Here is a 24,369-nt window from a genome sequence, read left to right as displayed (position 1 = left end):
TTGGCACTGTACATCATAACCGGATGTGTAAAGTGAATGTCGCTTTAAATATATGTCGTTTAAATTTGCGATCATTTTGTTGGTCTGTTGTTTAAAAGATCTGCCACCAACTGGATTCTGGTGGGACAACATCCAACTCGACATTGAGTCCGGATAGGCGAAGAACCAAACTGCTCTCGCCATCTGTAGGTACCACCGCAATTGCTTTGCCGTTACTTTGCTGATAATTGGCGTATTCCACTAGTGCTGCTAGATATTGCGTGCTTTTATTGATGTCTAAAGTGCTATTTACCGTGGACGCAGGCATCATTGGTGGGAGCACTTGTTTGACAATTAAGCTGCTTCCTAGGGCTTGGAGATCGCCGTTGTAAAGGGCAATAAAGCTACTTTGATTGAAGCTCTCTTTGCTTTTTAATTGGTAAAGCCTTACGACGACGGGATTGGCTGCCGTTGAGCGATAAGGGTTAATGGTATCGTCGCTTACGGTTTGTAATGCATAGCTTGTTGTCACAGGTGTCGTGGTGGACGAACAGCCAGACAGCAAAGCGAATAATAAGGTGCTAACGAATATGGGCCATCTCATGACTCTTCTCCTGAGCGCTGCATATTTTCAATAAATAGGGCTTTGAACTGTCGCTTAAAGTCTCCGTTTTTTTGTCTTCGTTCAAAGTGCTTTCGATAAATTCGCCAGTATCGTTTGTCTTTGTTGACGAACATTGATGAGCCAACATATTCGTTGAACTGAGATTCTAGTTGTTGTGGGCAAAACTCATCCAGAAAGGTATCAATGGTTTGTTCTAGCGCGTTAAAAAGACACTCGTGTTGGAACGAAGGGTTTTGCAACATATCGTGATTCTTTTCAGATAATGTAATCAGTTGTTTGAGTGAACTGACAATGTGGTCGCTATTGTGCTCAATAGGAATGAATGCAACGTTGTTATTGTCTGTATTGCCGTTATCGATCGGCAGTGGTTCCAACACCGTATCGATTTCTTCAAACTTTGAGATTTCTTCATCTGAGAAATTTTCAAATGGGTCGGATGCGAAAGGGTCATCGCTTAGTACATTGTCTGATGAATATTGTTGGGGTTCACGAGATCGTGGCATTGACTCCGTGGTGAGCTCTTCTAAAAAATCGGTGTCGTCATTGTTGAGATTCAGCGAGAACGTTGGCTCATTGTCATTGGACTTTAATGATGGTGCATTTTGGGATACAACAAGTGTGCTGACTAATAGGCTGTAGTGTTCAATTTTAATCACATCGCCATCATTAATCGCGTAGTCGACCCCTTTTTGCAATGGCTGTGCGTTAAGAGATAAGCCATTGTTACTTAGATCTTTTAAGAAATAACCAGCAGAGGTACGAATGATCTCTGCGTGCTTTCGTGAGATTCGAGTCGTATGGTCGGGCAGTACGACACTGCAATCAGGAGATCGCCCAATGGTTCCGCCATCGACGGGTAGGTGGGCGACTCGAGAGGTGACCGCTTCCTGCTCTGGAATGGAAACTAAATGTATACTGATGGTCATAATTAGCCCTTACATTTCTTAACCGCGGAATTAAAACTGTTGAGAAACCCAGAGTATTCGTTTAAAAATTGATTCGAAAAGTACACACCCATTTTTTTGGTTTCCAAGTGTTTGGAGCGGAAGTAGTCGTTAGCAAGTCCCGCACTTTCTAGCTCTTTAGAAAAAACTAACTGATCTTCAAGCACAATATCAATTTCGCGACGTTTCAAAAGTGTTAATAAAACTTTAGCATCTCTGGGCTGTTTGACTACGTTAAACCCCTGTCTTTTAAGCCAAAACCATTTGTTGGAGCCAAACTTTGCAGAAAACTTCAAATTGAGCTTTGACAATTCGGTTATCGTAGGTTCAACGCCTGACCCAAAGTACCAGTTGATTGTTTGCTCCGCGATAGGAGTGGATAGCGTCGCATACTCATTCCTTTCTTGGGTGTCAGAGGCAATAAAAAAACCGTGTTGACTTCCATTTTGCACTCGTAATTGTGCGTCAGACCAGTTCGTCATGGTCAGTTGATAGGGTTGGCTCATTGAACCAAGCGCACATTTAACCGCATCTATCGCTAACCCTTGCATTTTTGCATTCTGGTAATACTGATAAGGGGACCAGTCTTGAGTCGTGAGCATTAATCTTGATGGCCCAATGACACTGGCATGGAGAGCCCCACTAGTCATTAGGCCCACGAGAACGAAGACCCAATACTTAAACGCATCCTGATATGAGCGCTGCTTAAGTGTTGTGAACATGTCTATTCCTTCTAAACACCAATCTAATTCCTTTTAGCTAGGGCGCCGCCCTATACACTTGCGATATTGATTTAATGTTGAGGTTCATGCCAATACAACGAAAACCTCAACGTTAAGAACGGAGCATTACTTATTGAATGATAAGCTCAAAGTCCTTTCCTTGATTTCCTGAAACTTCTACGTGGTTAATATCTTCGTTTCGACTGAGGCGGAGAATGCACTCTTCTGCCAATTTAGGCATGAGAGAACGATTAATTATCTGTTCAACGGCTCTACCTCCAGTCGTTGGATCACTATTTCGGCTGATGACATAATTCACGAAACTCTCATCCCAACGGAAGGTAGCTTGATACTGTTCTGCGAGTTTTTTCTTAATTCGGTTGAGGGCAATGTCGGTAATTTTTGCCAGTTCATCATCATTTAAAGGGTAGTATGGAACGATGGTGGTACGGCCTAAAAAGGCAGGTTTAAAAAATCGCTGCAGCTCAGGGCGAATGGTTTCAAGGAGTTCGTTATTGTCTATATCGTTACCACTACCTTCGCACGCGTCGCATATCGCTTGATCGGCGGCGTTGGATGTCATGATGATAATGGTATTTTTAAAGTCAACGGTTCGTCCTTCACTGTCTTTAATATGGCCTTTGTCGAAGATTTGATAGAACAGGTCGTGCACACCAGGATGAGCTTTCTCCATTTCATCTAATAGTAAAACAGAGTAGGGATTGCGGCGAATGGCCTCAGTGAGGACGCCACCTTCGCCAAAGCCGACATAGCCAGCAGGGCTACCAAGTAGCATGGATATTTTGTGTTCCTCTTTGAACTCAGTCATGTTGATAACGGTCAGATCATTGGCACCGCCATAGAGTTGTTCGGCTAGTGCCATTGCGGTCTCGGTTTTACCTACACCACTTGGGCCGCACATCAAAAACACACCAATGGGTTTTCTATTATCGGTAAGGCCTGCTCGGGAAATTCGAATCGACTTAGCTAACTCTTGTTTTGCGGCCGTTTGCCCAATAACACGTTGGTCGAGTTGCTCTTCCAGTGACAGCAATTTTTTAATCTCATCGCTAAGCATGTTGCCAACGGGTATCCCAGTCCAACTACCGATGATCTCCGCAATGGTATTTTCATCGACAAGCGCATGAACGAGCGGGTTTTCACCTTGTAATGCCGCTAGGTTACTTCGAAGAGCAGTAAGTTGATCTTGTAGTGCAGGGAGTGAGATATCGTTAATGCTATCAGTATCAGTATCAGTATCAGTGCCAGTTACAGTGCTATCATCATTGAGTTCGTTGTGGCTTTTGGTTTGATTGCTGATGTCTTGTTGCAATGTTTTTATTTGGTCAACCAGTACCACTTCTTGCTTCCACTGGTCATTCAAAAGAGTTAACTGCTCTTCGTTGTTTTTAATCGAGTCTTGTATGGTGGAAAGCGCTTCTTGGTTTCCTCCAAATAAGTCATGCTCTTTTTGTAATGCTACGAGCTCATTTTTTTCGTAACGAATACGTTGCTCAAGCGTCTCAATAACTTCAGGTTTTGCCCCTTGTGTTAATGCGATACGTGCACTTGCAGTATCGAGTAAGCTGATCGCTTTATCGGGAAGTTGACGAGAGGGCAGGTAGCGAATAGATAGATTGACCGAGGCTTCAATCGCAGACTCGGTAATGAATGCACCATGATGGGCTTGTAATGAATCGGCGACTCCGCGAAGCATTTGAATCGCATCTTCTGCACTTGGTTCTTCAATGGTGACCAGCTGGAACCGGCGAGTGAGCGCGGGATCTTTTTCAAAGTATTTCTTATATTCAGCCCATGTGGTCGCCGCGAGTGTTTTAAATTCGCCGCGCGCAAGGGCGGGTTTAAGTAGATTCGCGGCATCATTTTGTCCGGCTGCGCCACCTGCTCCAATCAGAGTGTGCGCTTCATCAATGAATACGATGATAGGCTCTTCGGCGTTTTTAACTTCATTAATGACATCTTTGAGGCGGTTTTCAAACTCCCCTTTAACACTGGCACCTGCTTGCAAAAGCCCAAGGTCGAGTGAGTGAAGTTGAACGCCTTGGATAGCAGACGGTACATCACCAGCGGCGATACGTAATGCAAGTCCTTCGACGACGGCGGTTTTCCCCACGCCCGGTTCACCAACAAAAATAGGGTTGTTCTGCCTTTTCCTGCATAGGATATCGATGGCTTTACGAACTTCGCTATTGCGTCCTGAAATAGGATCAATCTTACCATCAAGTGCTTGTTGAGTGAGATTGATGGTGTACTTGGCGAGTGCATCCCCACCGCCGGATGGAGACGGACTGGTTGTGTTGCCGGTGCTGGATGATTTTTGAACGTTACTTTTGGCAATGAGTCCTTGAAGCGCTTCTGAAGAGATACCATTTAAGCTTTCAAGTTGTAGTGTAGACATGCCCATCACGTTTTGTTGCAGTAGGCTGTGGATGAGATGCAAACTGATGATTTGAGAGTGGCCAAAATTAACCGATGCTAACATCCAAGCGTCTTTAATTAGCTCGGTCAGCTGTGGGCTAAGGGTAGGTTGACCTTCATTACCTTTGGGAAGCCTACCGATTCTTGTTGTCAACTCACTGACTACTTTTTCAACGTGTACGTTTTGCGAACGCCACAGGTGGGCAAGAGCGTCGTCGTTTTGAGAAATGAGTTGTAGCAGCCAGTGCTCAATCTCAATAGCCGGTACCCCCTGGTTCATTGCGGCGCCAGCTGAAATCTCAAGTGCTTGTTTGAGTTCTGGGGAGAGTTTACTCACTAAGTTAGTTAACGTTACTTGTGCCATGAATCCTTCCTTGTATTCTCATTATTCTTTTTAGCTATAGTCGGTCTATTTATGCCAAATACGGCCTTTCTAAACCGACTAGGCCTTTATGTGGCAAAGGCTAGCCTGCGTATCTTTAATTTGTCGTGTGTTTGCTTACCGTAAGCGTATTTTTACTTTTTTATCAGGAAATCGTTCTGGTGCGAGGCAATCTACCTCACCGAGCCTCGCAGCATTTTGCTGCTGGTGACTGAGTATCGGAGAACCTAAATATCGCCGAAGAATAAGTAAATACACCATGACTGGAGTATCATCTTTTAGGTAATGCCTGACGATGTCTTTGACCGCGCTTGCTAAGCGATGATCTGAGCGTAATTGTTTCACTTGTCGTCTATCAATAGGTTCGATGTAAACTTGGATTCCGCTGTTTGGTACCTCACATTGGCTCCCTAGTAGTAAGCCTTGGCCTAATGCGTTGTTGTTTCGAAGATTTGCTGCCTTTGCGATGGTTGATTGAGCATTTGTTGGCAGTTTTCTTTTTTCTGAGTGAATAACCCCCACGTGAATTTGGAGTTCAAAGTAGTCATTTAATATTTGACTAAGTACATTCAGGTTTCGTGAATTTTGACCAAATAAAAGGGTGTATCGAAATAGCGACTTAGCGTGACTTGGTAATCCAGATATTTTCGCGAGTCTGTCGTAAATGTGCGCATCTTGTTCTTGTTGCAAGAGCAGCCAACGCTGAGTGCGCAATGAGTAAGTAATTTCAAAAAAGCGGTGATTGAAAATATCTAAGAATGCTTTTAGTCCGCTTTCTTCTTGATGTAACGATGTTAATAGCTCTTCGTAGATATAGTCTGGAATGACGCCTTTTACTCCAGAAAGTGCTGACATTGCGAGGGTAAGATGAATACCATTATGATCGGAGTCTACGGAATAAATCTCATGTGTGTCTCCGTCTGGCATCGCTGCGGCTTGGTAATGTATTGATAATCGGTTGCCACGTTTTTCAGGCTGACTACTTTTTACGGGGTGACTATGCTTTACAGAGTCACTATGTTTTACAAGGTGACTTTGTTTTACTGGGTGATTATGGTGTGCAGTGAGCAATCTGACCACTTGGGTAAAGTCAAAACTTTGAGGGTCATTGTGTAGGGCATCAATGAGGTATCCATCCGCTCTATTCGACGCTGGGGGACTAAGCGGAGTACCCACGCTTGATGTTGTTTGTTGAAGAGACATGACTTTATGTACCGTTATGTTATTGCTCACAGACATAACTGCCCTCCATGCGCTTTTGGAAATGTGATTCCGTGGTGCTGCTTACCGTACTGACTTACGTGAAGTTGAACATAACGATCAAAACTACAAAACTGCTTAAAGAATTCATTAACTACTAGAGTAAATGCATGGTGTGGCATATCGGTGTTTAGCTCTAGGTAGATTTCAGTACCGGGAACGAAAATATTTTTATTGTGTACGCGAAGCGTCGAGACTTGGGTTTTGAAGTTGATATTGTGGATAGTGTTAATTTCATCTAAGTCCTTTGCATCACAGGAGAATAGTTTGAACATATCCTTTAGCTGCTTTGTCGGGTCTTCGCTACGAAGTAATGAATTGAAGTTGCAACAAAGTAAGGCAATGACCTGACTCAGGTTGTCTTCACTGGTTTCTATTTCTACTGGAGCGGAAGGGGGATACAGCAAAGTCAGCGCACCGGGTAGATCGATGTTTTCTAATGAATCAAGTTCACCCGATACACTACAAGCAAGCTTACCGTTACTTGATAGTAAGCTCGCCACTAAAATCGCTTTTTCATTGTGATAGTTGGCATTAGAAACGACCAGTTCAAATTGTTTCTCTAAGTTCTTCTTTGCCTCCCAATAGACGGGAACCTGGTTTCTATCACTGTTTTTTTGATGATATTTTTCACCGAACATAGGTGTGAGCGTTTTATCACCATAAGAGGTAATTTGTCGAACAGAAAGGACATCGATAATTTCGGTCGGGGAGTCATTAAATGCATCAGCAGCAATGGGGTATGCCAGTTTTCTTCCATCTAGGTCAATGGGTTCACTTGTTTGGGTGAATAAGTTAATAATTGGAACAACATTGAGTTTAATGACATCAGTATTAAAGAGCCTTAAAAACTCTGCAGGGATGTCGGTGAGGAAAAAATTGATAAAAACATCGCTGTCATCAATTTTTGTCATTGCTTGCTTAAAGCGAGCTAATTGGAAAAATTGTCGCTTTTCTTTAAATAAGAAAAATTCTCTAATCATTTGGTAGCCATCAAATTGCTGACCCTTTTGCGGCAAGAAATGAAAAGTGGGGTCGCATACTCGATTACTAAGGCAGCTTTGTTCAATTTGTGCGTGTGTATTTCCTTTGCTATCCGATATTGAAATTGCCAAACCGTTTGCCAACAACATCTCAATGAGGGATTCTGCGTTATTAGCAAAGCCTTTGACAAAAAACTCAAACTCTTGGCAATTGAGCATTGAGAACAACGTATCGCTATCACCGGTCGTCAATTTAATTTGTAGCAAGCCATTAGCGAGATCGGCGTGTTCTGGTTTTTTGATTGGAAAGGGTGCGGTTGATGCGATGACGTCGTCAATAGTGAATGGGTTAATATGTAAAGTATCAACGGTTTGAAATAAACATTCACGCGCTCCCACAGTGGACGCCAAACGGCTTCCTTTAGGAAGCTGGCAGGGTTCAGTGATAGGATCTGATGTTGTTAATTCAGCGTAACCGACACTTGGCGTCGCCTGACTCAGTGAAGGGTAGATGACGTTGATAATGCTTTCTACAATACTGGGTATCTGATTTTTTAGCGCCATTTCAGTTTTGGCGTTGAGTAAGGCGACGCCATCCAATAGGCGCGCGATACTCGGGTCTTCGATTTGCCCTTGATGAAGATTGAGAGCCGAAGCAAATTGAGAATGTTCATCAGAGTAGTGCCCTAATGCTCTTCTTAAAAAGGTGAGCTCTCTTTCATAATAACGAAGTAATGGGTCAGTCATAATCTTCCTCTGAGAGCTGCGCACTGAAGTCGCTTAACGCTATTTTTGAATCAAAGATGAGTGTTTTCGTACCTTTCTTACTGGCATAGCGAGCGATAATCGTAAATAAAATCGAATTGCATCCCTCTCTGCGTTCAACCATTTCTACGCTTACATCAGAAAGTCTTGGCTCGAACGTGACTAGCCAAGATTCGAGCCGTTTTGCGAGTTGTGCTTGGTCAAGATTGGCGTTGAGTAGCTGTACATCGGTTATTCCAAAGGCGTAATTTGAGCGACGGATCGCTTTGTAATAGCTAGATATCGCGACGAGAGGCGCCTCTGATTCTAATAGTTTGGTCAGATGGTAACGAATGTCTTCTAACTCATCGTCTTTGCTAGAGTCGTTTGGGCTAATAAACGCTTGATAGAAGGTCATTTCATCATCTCCCCAAGCTCTGTGGTGAGGACAACTTCGCCATTAAAATGGTCAAACTGGTACTGAGGAACGATTTTAAGGGTACAAGAAAAATGTCCGGGATTAGTGCGTGATTCGTTGATGGAAACGTGTGCTTTGCTCAACGGATACTTGGCGAGGGTTTCTTCATTGGCATAGCTGACATTACTAGAAAACTTTTCAATCCAGTTACGAAGAAATTGCTCACACTCACGAATGTCAGTAAAGCTACCGATCATTTCTCTGACTTGAACTTTCAAATAATGAGCGATGCGACAGCACATAAGCGTCGTCTGCAGTTGAGCCAGCACTTTGTCGTTATCATTATCCTTTGGCGCCCATACCGAGTTGTTGCCATTAAATAGGAGCTTTCCGGTTAGGTTATTACGAGTGAGTGGGACAAACCCTTGATTGGAGTAAAAGGTCGCAATTTTGCCAAACAAATAGGTATCGCATTCTTGGTACATGTCACTTTGTTCACCGCCGTCCCAACTAATGACAGAGCCTTGATTTCGGTCGTTCCAGCGAGCTTTGAGAAAGCCAAACCAGCCGATTCTGTGATGCTCCCTCATGATAATACCTAGGAAAGCAATGCATGCCGTGCCCCAAAGTGTTTCGGCGCTTTCTTGATAGAGAAAGCCAGCTCGGCGATGGTTGTACCGTTCTCGTAGCTTGATGCTTGGAATCGCCAAACCAAGAAAACGAGCGCTGGGCATCATGCGGAGCTCTTGCCAAGCGATGTAGTCGGGGCTTTGAAGTATCTTTTTTATTCTCGTGGTATTGGTCAGCCAGTCGGCGCCGGTATCAGAGAAAAACTGTCGATTAGGGGAGCTTAACATCGGGCATAATGTTTGTTCGCCAAGCTGGCTGATGAGACCAAGTGTATACATGTCATCGAAATCACTATTGAGGCTCAAATCCATCGAGACGGGTTCTGTAAAAGCGATGCAACCAAAAGGCTGCCCACCGAGTGTATTAAGTTCGTGGTTACCGATAAAATTAAATAAGCGTGTTTGTTTTATTGAGTATGATTGATTGAGGTCTTTAGATACCTCCTGCCAGTTCATATTAAGTAACTTGAGTTTAGTTCTCTGACGGCTTACTGGCTGGTGGCAAAGGTATTGAACTTGTCTCCAATTAGATTCCAAAGATTGAAAGTCAGGGTGGTGAAGTACGGTATCGAGCTGTCTAGATAGACGTCGGTCTAATTCCAAAATGAGTGTACTGACGATAGAGGTAATGTTGGGTTTTCTATGGCTCTCGCTCAGTTCTTTTAGCGGCACTAATTCAGAGATCAGTAATACGGCATCACGTAAGAACGTATGCTTGTTAGGATCCAGTGCGTTAAATTTATTTTGCCAGTCTGATTTAAACATCGTCATCAACTACTACAGCAATTACAACAGATAGGAAGAAAGCCGTAGTGAATAAACACTACGGCTTATGGACCTATCCAGGTATCTTCGCAACCATGCGAACTGAAGTGGTGAGCTCTTCTAGCTGCAACCATGGTCTTAAGTGCGCGATAGCAGAGTATGCGCCCGGTTTTCCAGGTTGTTCGACCACTTGGATACGCGATTCAGCAAGAGGCGTTCTTGCTCTTGCATCGTTACCAATCGCACCAGCGTTAGTGTATTGGTCGATCCAGAGCTGTAACTCTCTTTGAACATCGTTAGCTTCAAGGTTTGAGCCTAACTTGTCTCGTCCCATGACTTTTAGATAGTGAGCAATACGTCCACTGGCCATGATGTAAGGGAGTCGGGCAGATATTGCTGCATTCGATGTCGCTTCTGGGTCTGTATAAGTTTTTGGCTTTTGTGTTGTCTGTCCGCCGATAAATACACCGTAATTGGTGTTTTTGTAATGGACAACAGGCAAGAAACCTAAATCGCTAAGCTCTTTTTCACGCTCGTCGGTTAAGTTAACTTCCGTTGGACATTGCTGAATGAGATCGCCAGCTTCGGTTTTGTAGGTGAGGTTTGGCAGATTCTCAACTTTACCACCATTGTCCAAGCCGCGAATCGCAGTACACCAACCATAAGCGGTAAAGGCTTGAGTCATTTTTAAACCCAGGTCATACGCGGCATTAGACCATACAAGCTCATTGTTACCTTTTGGATTCGGGTTACCATCCATATCGGTATCAAGCTCTTCATAGGCAAAGACATTAGTACTCAGTCCTTTACTACCGTATGGCAGGCGAGCTAGTGTTCGCGGAAGGGTGAGAGTCACGTAGCGAGCATCATCACTTTCTCTAAACGAGTTCCATGCTGCATAGGCGGGTGAATCAAAACCAGCGGCAACGGGTTTACCTTCATCGAAAGTAGAAAAACTGTTGAATTCGAACATTTGCGCGTTAGCTGCTGCCACAAAAGGAGCGTGGCAGGCCGCGGCAACCTCACCCATATACCTTAATAGGGCAACGTCTTCATCTTTTGCGCTAAACTCATAGTCGCCTATAAATGTGCCGTATGGTTCGCCACCAGCAGTACCATACTCGCCTTGGTATAAGGAGTTAAATAGTGGGCTGCGATCAATAGCAGGGGCGTCTTCAAATTGCTCTAATAGCTCTTGTTGCGTGAAATCGACCATCTTAATTTTAAGTGAGCGGCCGAGGTCGCTTTCCTTAACCATTTTTTGCAGTCCACGCCACGAACCTTCAAGTTTTTGAAAGTCGTCTTGTTGCATGACTGTCGAAAGCTGTTTTGATAGTTTTTTATCAATTTCGCCGATGGCGTTTTCAATGGTTTTAGTGAGATTTTTATCCCAAGTCACCGTTCCAGATAAGGCTTGTTGCGCCAATACTGAAAACAGTTCTTTAGTTGTATCTGCTGGTGTTTGTACTGTGGCTTCAATTGCTCGGTCGAGAAAGCTCAATGAACCTTCTGCGGCGGCACTTTGGCCTTGAACGTCTGCTTCAGTGCTCATTATTCATCTCCCTCTTTTTTAATACCCAGCTCGTCTGAAAGTGCGCTGATGGTGTCGGCGCTTTGCAGTACTTCCTTAAGTAGTTTTTCAAGATCTCGAGAGCGGTCAGCTTTTGACAATAGGACCTTTAACTGATTACGTGTTTCCACTAGTTTTTTTAGTGGTTCTACTTGGTCGATAATGGCTTCTGGCTCAAAGTCTTTCATTGAGTTGAAGGTGAGGCTAGCTTCAAATTGACTGTCGTCATCAGCGAGTACGTTGTCCACTTTCATTGAAAGCTCGGGGCCCACGCGTTTCATGACGGTGTCGAAGTTATCTTTGTCTACGTTATAAAACGTGCGATCTTCAACATCTTCTTTATCTGCTTTGTGTCCCGAATAGTCGCCGATGACGCCTACTACGAAGGGAAGCTCTTTGGTTTCGACTGCGCCATTTGTTTCGACGTCATAGGTGATACTTACGCGGTTTTTACTAACGCGCTTATGCTGAGAATTTAGTGCCACAACATCTCTCCTTGATTAAATTAGCTTGCCGTAGAAGTGACTTTCGCCTGTGTTGCATCAAAGCCGACTTCTGGACCTTTCTCTATTTTTCCGCCTTCTCCTTCGATGTAGTACGCTTTGGAGATTTCTGTATAGGTAAGCGCAAAGGTTTCGCTAGGTAATGAACCATCAGTCCCTGTCATGGTATAGCTAGACATTCGAGCTTCTTTGAGTGTTAAAATTAGGTATGGATCTGCACCTGAACCATCACGGTTCGGTTTAGTCATAACGATTTCAATGGTCTTCCCTTCAGGTCCAGGAGCATAAAGGAATGTGGTCAAATAGGGGGTGGCTCCATCGCAACCACGACCTATTGAAATTTCACCGAGAGCGACCATACCTTGGTCAGCGTTGTTGGCGTTGCCCACGTCGATGCCGACGCCACGTACCGCACCCCATGACACGTTGTTAATAGAGAAGAAGCCGTCCTTGCCTCCGATTTTTTCAATAGTTGCAGCACCTTTTGGTTTTGTTCCGTCGATTCTCATAAAAATTGAAGCCATTTGTTTTCTCCTTAGCGTTTCGCTTAAAACAATTACCAATTGAAGTCTGAAATTTCAGACGTTTTATTGGCTGGGTTTTCTTCGGGTTTATTGTTTGTCGATGCTGAGCCAACTGCATCGTGATTGGGACTTACGTCTGTCGCTGTTGAAATACTTTCTGTGACATTATGCGCTTGGCTTTGCGTCGATAGTGCCGTGAGTTCGATTGGCTTATCGTTAACGCCGATCAGCGCATCAATATGATTTAAGGCAGATTGGTCGTGCCCCATGAGTACGGTCATGAGCTCCGGTAGCGATAAGTGTCCCCACTGGATAGCGCGCTCTAATAAGTATGATGTAGGGCTATGTGGTTCGGTTGTTCTAAAATACGCCGCCAGTTCACTGAGCTGTTTGAAGGCTTGCTCTCGATTATGGATTTGCACATCAGAAGCTAGAGCTTGCTCGGAGTGTCCGGGAGACGATTGATTAGGAGCAGAGAAACCGCTTTCTGATGGGGCGGTGTCACCAGGATTTTCCGTAATTGGCTTTGCTGTAGAGGGAGTTGGAGTCACGGTTTGGGTTTCCGTTGCCCACAAATTATGTTTGTCTCCGACTAAAACTCGTAATGCATGAAGTTGTGCTTGAAAAATGTCTTTTAAGTAGTTGACGCTAATTGGGGTGATTTGCGCTTTTAAACAGTGTGCTTCTAGCGATGAATCCAATCGTGATAGTTCCGCCAAAATAGTATTCAAAGCATCAATGTTGTCCTTCACTGAGTCGTCCAACTGCGCATGGGCCTGCGTTTTTAACTGCTCAAGTGAGCCAGTCTTTTCGGCGTGAAGGTAGGAGGAATAGTTAATGTCGCCAATAAGGCTGACGAATTGAGCTGGCATAAATAGAGCGCCAGCGTCTGGAGCATCGCCTATAAATTGCAGTAACGGCTTAATCCTAAACTCTGCTCGTTCTTTTTGTTGGGCTTCATCGGAGTCTGAGTTGAGTTTGTTATCCGGCAATGTTGGGTGAAGCGAGTCCCAAAAATTGTCGAGGTAAGTCGTTAATAGGTTAAATCCATTAGCCAGTTCAGAAAGAGGATTGTTGCTGAAGACTAGGGTCGTGATATACCAACTTAATAATTCAAGATCTTTCGTTTTCTGACACAGTGCCAACTCAACAGTGTCTCGGAATGTTGACCAATTGTGGCGGTTAGTCTCCACTAAATCAGCGTCATTAAATGCCTCTGCCGTTTCAATTAATTGTCTAAAAGACGACAAAGATGCGTTGTATTGGTTTCTGATTGCTCGATATTCAGTTCGGTCCAGTTTTAGGTAGCTACCAGTCGGAGCAGTGGCAGAAATTGGAGCGATGAGATTTTCAAAACTATTCATGTCATTCCTTTGACAATGTTTCACTTAAACATCGTTAATTAAACTTTAGACTTAGCAATAGGGTGCAGCTATTATCAAAAGTATTAACAAAGCTATTACATTATTAAGCTAATAGTAGAAGTGATTTGGGAAAAGTCTCGAAAAAAGAATAGAAATTGTAATAACTGCGCATTACAAGGCGGTTTTTAGAGCAATATCACATAGGGAATATTAATAACATGACTAAAAACAAGGCTTTATCTGCCCGTTGTTGAGGATTTACCCACCTATTAACACGGTGGGCATTCCTACGACTATTGTACCGCCATGGGAGGTCGAGTCTCCTAACCTCGCAGCGGGTCGATTTGATATCAGCACCGTTGCGCTGCCTTTAATGATAGAGTCAGGAGGGCCGACACATGTGCACATATCTCCCATCACAGATGCAGGCATATTTCCGATTAGGACAGTGGGTACACCCGGGCCAACAATGGGTCCTCCCACATGAGGGATTGGTGGAACGGCAGGTGTTTGCATTGGGCAAACATGCATGTCGGTCATGCGCGATGCGGGCAATGTCATTCGTTTCCTAAGCCTCCATTGGCAATATTGAGAGCAAATTTAACAGCTTGTTTGTAGTAAGCGAGTTGACCACTCCATTCAGGCATGGCTGCCGCCATATTTATTGCGCCAGAACATGCTTTTGCATACAGTTTTGGATCGGGTAATACGTTCGGGAGTTCAGGGGAAACAATACTGCCCGCTCCATTCCAAAAGACGCCTTGCGCAAGCCAAGAAGGGGCACATTGCAGCTCTAGTCGGTTGGCAAAGAGTTCGCAGCGACGACGGGCTTCTTCAGAAGGTTCAAATATCCATTGCTTGCAGGCAGCAAGACATGACCCTTGTGTCGTACTCCAAACATCGTGTCTAATTTCGACGCATAGATAAGACCATAACAGCGCTTCGCGAACTGGTAATGCATGCGCTAGAAACTGGACAAGATCGAAGTATAACGATTGTTGTTCCAGTTCATTGATAACGTCTCGAATAGTGGCTGTATTGGTGATGACGCTAGCAATATCTTCCGACGGTGTGAACAAAGGAAGTATTTGCTCTGCACTGACGTATGGGATTTTTTTGTACTCAACTTGTAAATTCATCGTCTAATTCACCTTTACGATCGCGCCTTTAACTTCGGTCATGACCGCGCCATTAATTGAAGCTTTTAAATTTGATTTAAAGTCAGCTGACAGTTTCGCTTGTGCCGTCAACGTAGTTTGGGCATCTAGGGTTAAGCTCGCCCCTTTGATTGTCCCACTCCCTGAAGCGTCAACAGTGACTGAGGCCGCCGAAAGTTTTGCAGACGTTGACCCTTTGGCATCTAATGTCATACCGCTTAATGTTAGGCCGTTCGAAGCCTTGATATCTATTGCGCTGGATTCAATTTTTATGGCGGAAGAGCTAATGGTTATTTTGCTCGAACCCACTTTTAACTCTAAAGAGTCCTCACCTTCTATGGTCACCGTTTTGCCTTTAGAACTGAGTGCTTTTGTCACAGTAAACGTCATCGCATCTTCAGCGGTATAGGTCACTTGCTTGGTGGCTTTGTAAGCCACTTCGCCCTTAATGGTTGCGGTAAGGTTGTTCTCTACTTCGAGCGTGAAGTCCTTTGCTGCGTGCTGATAGAATAATTCGTTGTCTTTTTTATCGTCAAAGTACCATTCGTTGCTTTCGCCACTGAGCATGGATTTTACTCCAGACTTTGTTGCATTGGCTTCTTTGTAGGGGGGGGAGTGCTGGCTGTTATAGACTGAACCTGTGATCACTGGTGCGTCTGGGTCACCATTCAGGAAGCTCACTAAGACTTCTTGTCCGGTTCTGGGAATAAACTGACTGCCATAGCCTTTGCCTGCCATAAGCTGGGCGACTCGAACGTAACAGCTTGTGCTATCGCCGCTAGTTTCGCTATCCCATTGGAATAGTATTTTGACTCGACCTTGTTCGTCTTGATTGATTTCACCTTGAGTTGATCCTGCGACAACGGCACTTTGTAAGCCTTGGATTTGGGGCTTAGAGATAGGGCTCGGTAGGAATGGTGTGGCATTGGGGATGACCACCACCTCGCTTTTACAATCACCCTGTCCGCCATTTCCAGAGTGGTAGTGGATCGTTTGTTTTACAACAAGGTAGTCGCCGAGTTGGTTACTATCGGCATGGCTAGATAGTGAAAAGTATTGACCGACATAAAATGCGTCAGTGTTACTGCTAGTCACTACTTGGCTGTAGTGACTCTGCATAGATTCAGCGCGCTTTTTCACGATTGTTGTTAAGTCCGTCATATCGCCAGTAATCGATTCACTGGCGAAATGGGTGAGAGATAATTTGCTGTTATTGGCGACGGTATTGGTTGTTTTATTTGCTTTACTACTGATTAACTTAGATTGGCTATAGTCATAGTTAGTGAGCTCAATACTTGCGGCATGAAATTGGTGGGAAGATTGCCACGACTGGAGCAAAGGGTTATTGCCAGAGGGCTCCGAGGCCATGTCAAACTTATTGATGTCTGCTTTGGTAAATGGCTTTTCAGCGTCTTGTAGAATGAGCTTATGATCGGACTCCGTCTGTTCAAAGAAAAACTGAATGCCTTCTTGAGCGAGGAGACGGCAGACAAAATCATAGTCTGATTCATTGTATTGAATGCAATACTCCCTTTTGGTCGCAGGCAAGGCATTAGCCGAGTATAAGCTACTAAAACCAGCATCAGAGAAGATAGATGACACAATATCTTTGGTGCTTTTATTTTGGAAAACTCGGCTATTCTCGGTGAGTTTTAGAAGCCAAAACCAAGGGCGTAAGGTGATTGAGTAGGAGGCATATTGTTTTGTTTCGTCGTAACCATTATTAATAATATTGGTGATATAACCATTAAAACTACGGATGAGTTTTTGTTTACCAGACTCGAAAATGTACCGATTAAGCGTCATTTTTTGACCGAGCTGGTCACTGGCGGTTAATCCTTTAGCGTATAAGGTCAATGTGATTTTATAGGGCTCAAAAAAAGACTCTTGGACAGCAGCTTCCGAAACGAGGTATTCATTGTTTTGATAGTCTTTGGCTGTCAATTCATTGGTCGACGCTAAATACGGTTCGGCCATATCATATTCCCTGATTTAACCACTTGATAATTATCTAAGATTAGCATCTAGTTAATTAAATAGTGAAATGAAATGGAGATTGTGAGCTATATCTAGAAAGCTAGGCAGTAGCCGTACAATCATTAAGGGCAAATGCCTAGGTTAATCCCTTATGGTTCTTGCCACCGCACAGGTACCACTTAAATCACACATGCTGTTTCATTGATGTTTGGAAATATGTCACATAATTTGTTTGCCTTTAATTCTGTAAGTTAAATCGTGCTTTAATTACAGGGTTAATTCATGAGAAGTAATAGGCTTATAAGGAATAGGTATGCCACTGTCATTACAAAATGCTTACGAACTGATGCATAGCGACTTAGAAGAGTTTTTAAATCGTGTGCCTATCACCATTTCTGGTGCTGGTAGCAAGGTAAAAGCGGTTCAGTATTATTTATCCGATACTGGATATAGTTCATTTGGAAGAATTAAAGGGATGGCAAGTAAGGAAGTTCGTCGTCGTTTTTCGACAATGGATTATGGAACAACGAGAGGGCCTGTAAGTTGTATTCATATACCGGTCACTTCTTTCGATAAACTTACTTCCGATTCATTTGTACGGGTAAATAGCTACAATACATCTAATTTTTTATGTACGACTCAGCTATCAGGTTGCACATTTGCGGTAAGAAAGAACAAAGATGGCATTGAGTTCACTCATATCCAACCCACGGATACCGTACATGGACCTGAAGTTCAACAACATATGGCGCAAAGCTATGAAGTTTCGTTTGGGCGGGGCAATGTGAGTGATGGCGCGACGTACGCACCTGGTACGTCGGTAACGATTATGGGGCAAAGGAAAAACAATTTGTGGGAGGTGTTTGCTCAATATCAAGACTCAGATAAAAATGTACTCGGTGTGGTTTGTATTTATAAGGAGCCCAGCTCGGTTCAGTATGTAACTTAACAACGTCAGTGATGGAACGCGTCACTGAGTGGGTGGGTTTATGCACGTCCGTTGCAGTGGCGTTATTACTACCCCTGATGACACTTTTAATCGAATTACGTCAGAGGTTAGGGGAATTTATCTCGGTATTGACGGTATTGACGGTATTGGCGTTTTGTCATACCGGTAGTTATTGTAAATGCGAGAGTATAATTGAGTCAATTAACTAAAAAACTCACTGATATATCCTAGACTGAAATTACTATTGATATTAAGCAAGATTTTATAATGTCTATAATAAACAGTTGGTTTGACAATATATCCATACAAAAAAAACTCCTAGTAAGTTTCTCCATCCCTGTCTTCTTAATGTTGGCAGTATCAATTGCTGTGTTTGAGAATACGCAATCAATGGTCGATGATAGCCATTGGGTGACGCATACTCATAAAGCTATTGCTCGTGCTCAAGAGTTATTAAGCCTCACGGTTGATATGGAAACGGGAGAGCGCGGTTTCTTAATTACCGGCAATGAATTGTTTTTGGAACCTTTTCATCAATCACTCAGTATTTGGGAAGGTAAGTTACAGATCTTGTCTGAACAAGTCAGTGATAATCCAAGCCAAGTTGAAAAGCTGAAAGGGATTGATGAACTGCATCACCAATGGCTTGAGCAAGCGGCTGAAAAAGAAATTGCCCAAAGACGCCGCGTCTCAGAAGGACTAGCTGAGATGCAGAGCGTCATAACGCTAATTCAGCAAGAAACGGGTAAAAACATCATTGATGAAATCCGCAAAGAAATTGCCGGGTTTATTGAAGTGGAAAACAAACTGATTGCGATTCGAAGTGTGCAGTCTGAACGGTCGGCGAGCCAAACAACCTTAGTGCTCATCGCAGGGACACTTGTTTCGGCCGTATTGTCATTATTCGTAGCAATATGGTCATCGAATCGAGTAAAACAGCGGCTGTATTTACTATTAAGCGCAACCAAGAAAGTGACGCTTGGTGAATTAGAACAAGGGCTAGATATGCTCAGCGTTGGCTCGAATCAACATGGACGAGATGAAGTCGCTAAATTGGCCCGTGGTTTGAAAGAGATGGCAGTAAGTTTGCTTGAAAGTGACCAAAAAATGCGGATTTACAATGAAAAATTGCAAGAGGAAACAAAGAAAGCAGAAGCCGCGGCATTAGCGAAAAGTGATTTTTTGTCTACAATGAGTCACGAGATTCGAACACCAATGAATGGCGTTATTGGGATGACGAATCTTCTATTAGATACCAAGTTGGATGAGCAGCAGCAAAGGATGACGGAAACCGCGAAAAATAGTGCTGAGTCACTGCTCTCAATTATTAATGACATCCTAGATTTCTCTAAAATAGAAGCAGGTAAGATTGACCTTGAGCTACTGGATTTTGATTTGGGTGAAGTGGTTGAGGATATTGGTGGCACGCTTTATTTCGCGGCAGAGCAAAAAGGAATTCAGTTGGTATGTCCCGCGACCCCAGTGATGGGGTTATGTTATCGCGCTGACCCAGGACGTATACGCCAAATATTGAATAATTTAATTAATAACGCGATCAAATTTACCGAGAAGGGTGAGGTGGCGGTGTATGTCAGTGTCGAAGAAAGGCGCGAAAAAGACAGTACCATTTTATTTGAAGTTAAAGATACGGGCATAGGGATCAGCGATGAACAGCAACACAAGCTATTTTCACGCTTTTCGCAAGCGGATAGCTCCACAACACGCAAATATGGTGGAACAGGTTTAGGACTATCTATTAGCAAAAAATTAACAGAAATGATGGAAGGCGAAATAGGGGTATACAGCCAACCGAATCAAGGGTCAACGTTTTGGTTCACTCTCAAGCTTGAAAACTCATCTGAAAAAGCGATTGATTATTTACCGACAGGCGACCTTCAAAAACAACGAATTCTGGTCGTTGATGACATAGCGACTAACCGTAACTTGATTACACAGTTACTAAAGTGCTGGAATATAGACCACCAAGTGACCAGTAGTGGTGAAGAAGCACTTCACGCGCTAACGCAAGCCAATAAACAAAAACAACCTTTTACTATCGCCGTTCTGGATTATCAGATGCCTAATATGAATGGCATTCAGCTTGCAGAACATATCTTTGCAGATACAAGCCTTTCTGGTATTCGTCTGGTTATGTTTTCTTCAGTCGCGCAAAGAGGGGATGCGAAGCGTTTGCAAAGCGCGGGATTTAGTGGCTATTTAACTAAGCCAATGCAGCAGTCGGATCTGCTCAATGTGTTGGAAAAAGTATCGGGGTTGGATGACCAAAGCCCGAAAGAAACGTTTGTTACCCGACATAGTCCCGCGAAAAAAACACAATATCAAGCGCATGTTCTTATTGTCGACGATGTCACAACGAATCAAGTGGTGCTGCAATCATTATTGGCAAAATATGGCATTCGTGTCGATAAGGCAAAAAATGGTTTAGAAGCGCTCTCAGCACTGCGAGGTCAGGCTAATTTTGATTTGGTGTTCATGGATTGTCAGATGCCAGAAATGGATGGTTATGAAGCGACCCAGCACATTCGCGATACCAGTAATAAGAATATCAACCATGAAATACCGGTTGTCGCGATGACGGCCAATGCGATGCAAGGAGATAGAGACAAGTGTTTTGATGCGGGAATGGACGATTATGTGAGTAAACCAATCAATTCGAAAGCGTTAGGAGATGTACTTAATAAGTGGTTGTCGCATTGCGCGATAGAAAATGAAAATTGTCCAGATGAACAGAAGAATCGAGCTTAGTAAATAGAATCAAGAACAATGAACGTAAAGGTAGAGCCTTCCCTGTTATCGAGAATGAGACAGGGAAGGCTCTATGTTTTACGACTCTACCTTTTTGGGGTGGTAGAAGAACTTTTTAATGAGTGAAATAACCGCTGGGCCGATGAGAACCGCGACTGCCAACGAGGTAAAGGCGAATGTGATAGGGCGATCCCATAAAAAGCTTAGCTCTCCATCTGCAATCATTAATGCACGACGTAGATTTTCTTCCATTAGCCCACCTAAAATAAACCCTAGTAAAAGTGGCGCAAGCGGAAACTTCGCTAACCGCAACGCAATGGCAGCCATCGCCACAAGAATCATAATAAATACATCCATGGTATTGAATGAAACTAGGTAGACACCAGTGATTGAGAAAAAGATGATCATGGGTAGTAGAACGGTTCTTGGTACCGCGAGTAGCTTAGATATATATGGAATCAACGGTAGATTCAGTATGACAAGCACGACGTTACCAAAGTACATTGAAATAATGACAGACCAAAAGACGTCAGGGTGCTCAACGAAAAGGCGAGGACCGGGTTGAATACCATAGGCAATCAGCGCCCCTAACATTATGGCTGTCGTACCAGAACCAGGAATACCTAAAGTGAGCAGTGGAACAAACGAGCCACTTGAGGCGGCATTGTTTGCCGATTCCGGAGCAACGAGCCCACGGATACTGCCTTTGCCGAATTCGTCGCGCTTTTCTTTTGGTGCTAGGTTTCGCTCCATACCATAAGATAAAAAGGCAGCGATTGTGGCACCAGCGCCTGGTAACACACCGGTGAAGAAACCAAGAATGGAAGAGCGAATGGACACAGGAGCCACCTCTTTAAATTCTTCTTTGGTCACTTTCATGCTACCAATGTCGCTCATTAGGTTTTGCTCTTCACTTCTGGTGTCTTGTTCGGGTTTTAGAATGCCCATTAACGTTTCACCAAGAGCAAAGGTTGCCATGGCAAGTAGCAGGAAGCTAAAGCCATCCATCAGGTCAGTTAAGCCAAAGGTAAAGCGCTCAACCCCCACACCTTTATCAATGCCAACGGTCGAAATCATTAGCCCTAAGATGGTCATCATCCAAGCCTTAATGACTTGCCCTTTACCAGCAAACGCGGCGACAGCAGAAAGTCCAAGTAACATAAGAGCAAAGTAGTCCGATGATTGGAAGCTAAGTGAGACTTGCGCTAATGCAGGGGCTGCGATCAACAGCATGATGGCAGAAAGGGTACCACCGGTAAAAGAGGAGTAGGCTGCGAGTGCCAGCGCTTTTCCGGCTTGGCCTTTTTGCGCCATAGGGTAGCCATCAAATGCGGTTACCACTGTTGATGAACAACCCGGAGCATTAATCAAAATGGAGGAGGTTGAACCACCAAAAACAGCACCATAATAGACGCCAGCCATAAGGATCAGCCCCGAAGAAGGATCTAGTCCGTAGGTGATTGGGATCATTAGGGCGATAGCAGAGATAGGACCTAAGCCCGGTAGCATGCCGATAAAGGTGCCCACAAAACACCCAACGATCACCATCATGATGTTCATTGGCATGATGGCTGTCGATAAGCCTTGTAAAATTCCGTCTAACATAATGGATCCTACCAAAGAGTAAAGATGATGCCTGGCTCAAGATAGATATCTAAGCCTTGAGTCAGCATGAGATAGAAAGCGATCACAAAAGGAAATGATGCGCCGAACAGGACTTTCTTACGTCGTTCTCCCAGTAGATAGAATCCGAACATAAGGAAAAAACCGGTGGCGAGAACAAAACCCAAATAGGTCAGCCCAATTCCATACAGTGCCATTAAGACGATAAATCCACCGAGTAGGAGCCAATTCATATTGGCTTCAGATTCTTTTTTCTCATCAGGTTGTCCAGTGACGAGTAGCAGTAGAGATAAGCCAATACCGATAAAGGTGAGAATAGTAGGCAATGTACGAGCGGTGAAAGGTTCGTATTCATCTCCTGGAAACATCGGAATAAGTGATGCTTGGTATCCGTATCCAAGACATAAAATGAGAAAAATCATCGCACCTACACGGTCACGGCAGAGTAAATTCTGCTTGGTAAACGTTTTTAAGGTGAAATTTGACATAACTGGCTCCAGCGAATAATCAAATAAACTGCAAAAATGAAGCAAAGAAAAAGCCGTCCATAAGGGGCCGATGGGCATTCGACCCAAGAGGGTAGTTAACAGAGAAGCAGTTGAGGACTCACAACCAAAGACTCTGTCAGCGATACCCTATAAACAAAGGAGTACAGCTAGTCACGCCAATGAATTGAAGGATTCATTGTTGTGTCTTATGGACGGCAAAAATAAAGGTTAGAGGAGGTTTACTCCTCTAAATAAGTACCCGGTAGACCGGAGAATGACTTACCGGGTCACAGGTTTAGGTGCAATGACTATTTTTTCAGGAAACCGAGTTCTGTCATCAGTGTACCCATTTGCTTTTCTTGATCTTCTAGGAATTTATAAAAGTCTTGGTCAGGTTTGTAGTTATCAATCCAACCATTGCGGTCACGAACAACTGCCCATTCGTCGGTGGTGTACATTTTCGACAACGCATCCGTCCATTCTTTGATTTTCTCTTCGCTTGCGCCTGGCGCCGCAAAGAATCCACGCCAGTTAGCAAAGACGGTTTCGTTACCGTATTCGGTGAGTGTTGGGATATCGGGTGCCGCTTCTAGGCGCTTAGGTGCCGTTACTGCAATCACCTTGACTTGGCCTGATTTAGACATTTCAAGTACTTCGCCTAAGCCTGTAGAAAGTAGTTGAGTTTCACCAGATAACAGTGCTGCCATGGCTTTACCGCCCGCATCGTAGGCAATATAACGTACTTTCTTAGGGTCAAAACCTTCGCCTTTAAATGCCGCCGCCACAACGAGGTGGTCCATGCTGCCGCGTGCTGAACCGCCGGCAATTTTTACTTTGCGTGGGTTTTCTTTGAAGTCTGCGACTACGTCTTCCCATGTGTTATATGGTGAATCTGCAGGGGCGACAATCGCGCCGTAGTCAGCAATAGTTGCTGCAACAGGCGTTAAGTCGCGGAAAGATTGGGGAAATACACCAGTTAGTGAGCGAACCACGATAGGTGTGGAATTCACCATCAACGTATCTTCTTGGCGTTCAGCGGTTTCGATTAAGTGAGCAATTGCTTTGCCGCCACCACCACCGGATAGATTTTGAAAGGAAACATTGTCGACAATATCCGCTTTTACCAATACATCACCGGTTCCACGAGCGGTCATATCCCAACCGCCGCCTGCGCCACCAGGGATGATGAAATGAATTTTTTCAAGATCAGCTGCATAACTACCAAATGACAGTGTTGCTGCCACGATTGAAGCAGCGAGTGTTGGTTTTAATGCCTTAAACATGTTCACGTTCCTTATGTTGACTATTGTCTGCCAGTATTTGCTCACCTGACGGGACCTCTCTGGGTTAGTCAAAGGTTATGTATTTGTTACAAGGTTATCAATAAAGCGTCGATATTGAGAATAAAGGGCATAGGGTAAATATTGTTCATAAAGTTCATGGCAATATGTAAATGTTAGACATTAGTCTACATTGTCGACAATGTGGTTGAATTTGACGCAAATCGTTGCTTAAATAGCCAGGTGGTTAGCGGGATTGTCAACAGTGTGGCTTTTTT

20 protein-coding genes are annotated in these 24,369 nt (G+C 43.9%); 2 read left to right on the top strand and 18 right to left on the bottom strand.

The genetic code is table 11. The features are described 5' to 3' along the window. Positions 1-91: 91 nt before the first annotated feature. From tssJ to L4D74_RS04145, 15 genes are all read right to left on the bottom strand, one after another. Positions 92-583, bottom strand: coding sequence for a type VI secretion system lipoprotein TssJ (gene tssJ, locus L4D74_RS04215; protein WP_428750887.1), 492 nt, complete (start codon positions 581-583; stop codon positions 92-94). Further along, positions 580-1,530, bottom strand: coding sequence for a type VI secretion system-associated FHA domain protein (locus tag L4D74_RS04210; protein ID WP_428750886.1), 951 nt, complete (start codon positions 1,528-1,530; stop codon positions 580-582). Before L4D74_RS04210 ends, tssJ begins: the two co-directional genes overlap by 4 nt. Positions 1,531-1,532: 2 nt before the next feature. Continuing rightward, positions 1,533-2,198, bottom strand: coding sequence for a type 2 periplasmic-binding domain-containing protein (locus L4D74_RS04205; protein WP_428751164.1), 666 nt, complete (start codon positions 2,196-2,198; stop codon positions 1,533-1,535). A gap of 202 nt (positions 2,199-2,400) precedes the next feature. After that, the gene (gene tssH, locus L4D74_RS04200; RefSeq protein WP_428750885.1) at positions 2,401-5,073 is read right to left on the bottom strand and encodes a type VI secretion system ATPase TssH; all 2,673 of its coding nucleotides are present in this window, start codon (positions 5,071-5,073) and stop codon (positions 2,401-2,403) included. Between the two features lie 135 nt (positions 5,074-5,208). Continuing rightward, positions 5,209-6,330: a type VI secretion system baseplate subunit TssG gene (locus L4D74_RS04195; RefSeq protein WP_428750884.1), complete on the bottom strand. Its 1,122-nt coding sequence runs from the start codon at positions 6,328-6,330 to the stop codon at positions 5,209-5,211. After that, positions 6,321-8,081, bottom strand: a complete 1,761-nt coding sequence (gene tssF / locus L4D74_RS04190) for a type VI secretion system baseplate subunit TssF (RefSeq protein WP_428750883.1) — start codon at positions 8,079-8,081, stop codon at positions 6,321-6,323. The genes L4D74_RS04195 and tssF overlap by 10 nt, the downstream gene beginning before the upstream one ends. Beyond that, positions 8,074-8,496 (bottom strand): GPW/gp25 family protein, encoded by a 423-nt coding sequence (locus L4D74_RS04185; RefSeq protein WP_428750882.1) that lies wholly within the window; start codon positions 8,494-8,496, stop codon positions 8,074-8,076. The genes tssF and L4D74_RS04185 overlap by 8 nt, the downstream gene beginning before the upstream one ends. Further along, on the bottom strand, positions 8,493-9,899 hold the full coding sequence (locus L4D74_RS04180; protein WP_428750881.1) for a type VI secretion system contractile sheath domain-containing protein: 1,407 nt from the start codon (positions 9,897-9,899) through the stop codon (positions 8,493-8,495). The genes L4D74_RS04185 and L4D74_RS04180 overlap by 4 nt, the downstream gene beginning before the upstream one ends. Positions 9,900-9,963: 64 nt before the next feature. Next, positions 9,964-11,442, bottom strand: a complete 1,479-nt coding sequence (gene tssC / locus L4D74_RS04175; protein ID WP_428750879.1) for a type VI secretion system contractile sheath large subunit — start codon at positions 11,440-11,442, stop codon at positions 9,964-9,966. Next, positions 11,442-11,945: a type VI secretion system contractile sheath small subunit gene (gene tssB / locus L4D74_RS04170; RefSeq protein WP_428750877.1), complete on the bottom strand. Its 504-nt coding sequence runs from the start codon at positions 11,943-11,945 to the stop codon at positions 11,442-11,444. The genes tssC and tssB overlap by 1 nt, the downstream gene beginning before the upstream one ends. 20 nt (positions 11,946-11,965) lie before the next feature. Then, the gene (locus L4D74_RS04165; protein ID WP_428750875.1) at positions 11,966-12,487 is read right to left on the bottom strand and encodes a type VI secretion system tube protein Hcp; all 522 of its coding nucleotides are present in this window, start codon (positions 12,485-12,487) and stop codon (positions 11,966-11,968) included. A 32-nt stretch (positions 12,488-12,519) separates the two neighbouring features. Continuing rightward, on the bottom strand, positions 12,520-13,851 hold the full coding sequence (locus L4D74_RS04160; protein ID WP_428750873.1) for a type VI secretion system protein TssA: 1,332 nt from the start codon (positions 13,849-13,851) through the stop codon (positions 12,520-12,522). Positions 13,852-14,109: 258 nt separating this feature from the next. After that, the gene (locus L4D74_RS04155) at positions 14,110-14,412 is read right to left on the bottom strand and encodes a PAAR domain-containing protein (protein WP_428750871.1); all 303 of its coding nucleotides are present in this window, start codon (positions 14,410-14,412) and stop codon (positions 14,110-14,112) included. Then, positions 14,409-14,990 (bottom strand): DUF6931 family protein, encoded by a 582-nt coding sequence (locus L4D74_RS04150; RefSeq protein ID WP_428750869.1) that lies wholly within the window; start codon positions 14,988-14,990, stop codon positions 14,409-14,411. Before L4D74_RS04150 ends, L4D74_RS04155 begins: the two co-directional genes overlap by 4 nt. Positions 14,991-14,993: 3 nt before the next feature. Next, entirely contained in the window at positions 14,994-16,985 is a 1,992-nt protein-coding gene (locus L4D74_RS04145) for a type VI secretion system Vgr family protein (protein WP_428750867.1), read from the bottom strand. 313 nt (positions 16,986-17,298) lie between these two features. On the opposite strand from L4D74_RS04145, the gene L4D74_RS04140 reads away from it, so the two are divergent. Together L4D74_RS04140 and L4D74_RS04135 are read left to right on the top strand one after the other, a co-directional pair. Continuing rightward, positions 17,299-17,934 carry a hypothetical protein gene (locus L4D74_RS04140; RefSeq protein ID WP_428750865.1) on the top strand — a complete coding sequence of 212 codons (636 nt, stop codon included), beginning with the start codon at positions 17,299-17,301 and terminating at the stop codon, positions 17,932-17,934. 267 nt (positions 17,935-18,201) lie between these two features. Further along, positions 18,202-20,700 carry a hybrid sensor histidine kinase/response regulator gene (locus tag L4D74_RS04135; protein ID WP_428750863.1) on the top strand — a complete coding sequence of 833 codons (2,499 nt, stop codon included), beginning with the start codon at positions 18,202-18,204 and terminating at the stop codon, positions 20,698-20,700. A 78-nt stretch (positions 20,701-20,778) separates the two neighbouring features. Here L4D74_RS04135 and L4D74_RS04130 read toward each other — a convergent pair whose 3' ends face one another. The 3 genes from L4D74_RS04130 to L4D74_RS04120 form a co-directional block, all read right to left on the bottom strand. After that, a complete protein-coding gene (locus tag L4D74_RS04130; RefSeq protein ID WP_428750861.1) occupies positions 20,779-22,305 on the bottom strand; it encodes a tripartite tricarboxylate transporter permease in 1,527 nt (508 codons plus the stop codon). Between the two features lie 8 nt (positions 22,306-22,313). Further along, positions 22,314-22,811 carry a tripartite tricarboxylate transporter TctB family protein gene (locus L4D74_RS04125; protein WP_428750859.1) on the bottom strand — a complete coding sequence of 166 codons (498 nt, stop codon included), beginning with the start codon at positions 22,809-22,811 and terminating at the stop codon, positions 22,314-22,316. Between the two features lie 308 nt (positions 22,812-23,119). After that, the gene (locus L4D74_RS04120; protein WP_428750857.1) at positions 23,120-24,094 is read right to left on the bottom strand and encodes a tripartite tricarboxylate transporter substrate binding protein; all 975 of its coding nucleotides are present in this window, start codon (positions 24,092-24,094) and stop codon (positions 23,120-23,122) included. Positions 24,095-24,369 lie beyond the last annotated feature (275 nt).

Origin of the sequence: Vibrio cionasavignyae (assembly GCF_050337155.1) — a bacterium.
In the GTDB taxonomy this organism is placed as follows: domain Bacteria; phylum Pseudomonadota; class Gammaproteobacteria; order Enterobacterales; family Vibrionaceae; genus Vibrio; species Vibrio nomapromontoriensis.
Note: the sequence above shows the minus strand (reverse complement) of the source record. Positions and strands in the feature narration are given on the sequence as shown.